Genomic DNA, 1,808 nt, shown 5'->3' on the forward strand with positions numbered 1-1,808 from the left:
GAGGGTGAATCTATGAGAAAACTGGATCAATCCGATCACTTGAGGTAAAAATAAGGTTAAGAGAAAAAAGGGATTTTAGGTGATCGGATAACTCCGAAACGACTGATCGGATAAACCGAAAAACGCATGAAATAAATGATACTTCTTTAAATCAATGGTTCGGACACTTTTTATAAGTAATTGAATTTACAAAATTTTACAAATTGAATCTGAAAACACAGATTCATTAAAATTCAATGACTTACTAAATATTGAGGCACGACCAATCAAAAACTGTCCGAAGTATTGTTAAATAAGAAACCTTTCTTTGTAACATTAGTTGCGCTTAAAAAAACACAATATCCATCGACAAGGAAATCATTTGCATTTGGATAGTTTTGACCTCTATCCCCATCTATGACATCACATAATTCACTCAAAAGAGATATTTCCCAATCCTCAGGAATAACTCCAATCTCAGTCTGTTTATAACCCTCAGGCACCATTTGACTATCTAATTGGCTCATAGTGACAACTCCAAACCCATAGCCTCAAGGTGCTTAGATACTTTGGCACTTAAATCATCAACAGACTTTGTTAAAGCTGGAAGCGGTGAGCTGTATCGCTCTTCAAGCTCTTTGACTCGGTTCGCCATTTTTTGGGTTACACGCTCGATTTCAGCATTGATGTTGGTTTGCAACGTTGCCAGCCATTTATCATCAACAATCAGTGCTTTTATTTCTTCTACCGTTAGCTCTGGGTATTTCATAAATACAGCAAAATCCAATTTTTCTTGTGCTTCTTTAACGGCTTTCTTGGCAGCTGCATCTGCATTGAAAAGCTTGGTGGCTTGCCTCAAGGCTTTGATTTCTTCAGCGTCAATTGCTAGCTTTGTTCTTGCAGCAACACTGGCTTTGGTAATTTTATCTTTATCGTTAATGGCTTCAATCAGTAAGCCGTCTTCACCACCTTCATTTTCAAGATAGGTTTCTAACGACTGAGTTGCTTCATCTTGCTTGATTTGCAGTTGTTCAATTTCAGCTTGTTTATCAGCAAAGTAACGAGCAACGATTAATGCAGGTGGTATTAACTCGGCTTTAAACTTCTGCTTTTTAATCACTAAATCAGGTGTTTCTTTTAATTTTTCACCTTTCTTGGCTACTAATTCACGTAACTTATTACCTGACTCCCAGCCGTCTTGTACCAGCACATACACATCGTCTTGCATATTATCAGCCCAGTAATCCATCAGTATTTGATAGATATCGTATTTACTGAGCAGGTCAGTATTGGCGTAAGCAGTAAGTAAATCTTCTGAAATCTTAGTTATAAAGCTTTTGCGTATTCCGGTGAATTGGATCACCGATTCCCCCGCCGTGTCAGGATAGTTGTCGCCAAGCGTGATGCCTTTAAGATTTGCAGATGGGATCCATTGCTTAAACGGTAAAAGACTACGTTTTGCAAAATCTTTAAACTCTTGATGAGCCAAGATAGAACTTTTAACCTCACTCGCCTCCACCAATGCCTTGCTGTAGCCTTCACGATCAGGTTGGAACAAAGTATTACGGATACTTGGAAATACCTGCCAATAGTCGCTGAGGGCATCAATATCACGGTTAGGGATACCACCTTGTAGGTGAGCGCTTAAATCGTGTAGGTCTTCAGGCTCAGAAGAATCAATGTAGCGTGGGATATTTAGGTTGGGTAGTGGGCTGCTTTTGTGAATTGTTCTATCATGGTTGCACGCTGGTTTAATTTATTTTAGAGCATGTCATGCGCCATTCTATTGATGTTCAATGTCCTCATTGCCACGGTGTTTCAATATCTAA

General features: G+C 38.9%; 2 protein-coding genes. Both read right to left on the reverse strand.

Translation table 11 applies throughout. The features are described from left to right. Positions 1 to 266: 266 nt before the first annotated feature. The gene (locus tag D5018_RS22065; protein WP_207819418.1) at positions 267 to 506 is read right to left on the reverse strand and encodes a restriction endonuclease subunit S domain-containing protein; all 240 of its coding nucleotides are present in this window, start codon (positions 504 to 506) and stop codon (positions 267 to 269) included. Beyond that, positions 503 to 1,537, reverse strand: a complete 1,035-nt coding sequence (locus tag D5018_RS21250; protein ID WP_243637492.1) for a hypothetical protein — start codon at positions 1,535 to 1,537, stop codon at positions 503 to 505. Before D5018_RS21250 ends, D5018_RS22065 begins: the two co-directional genes overlap by 4 nt. Positions 1,538 to 1,808: the final 271 nt, after the last annotated feature.

Source organism: Parashewanella curva, from assembly GCF_003675895.1.
Taxonomy (GTDB): Bacteria; Pseudomonadota; Gammaproteobacteria; order Enterobacterales; family Shewanellaceae; genus Parashewanella; species Parashewanella curva.

Coding starts and splice junctions, on each gene's coding strand:
- D5018_RS22065 (WP_207819418.1), bottom strand. CDS start 506: ATGAGCCAATTAGATAGTCAAATGGTGCCTGAGGGTTATAAACAGACT.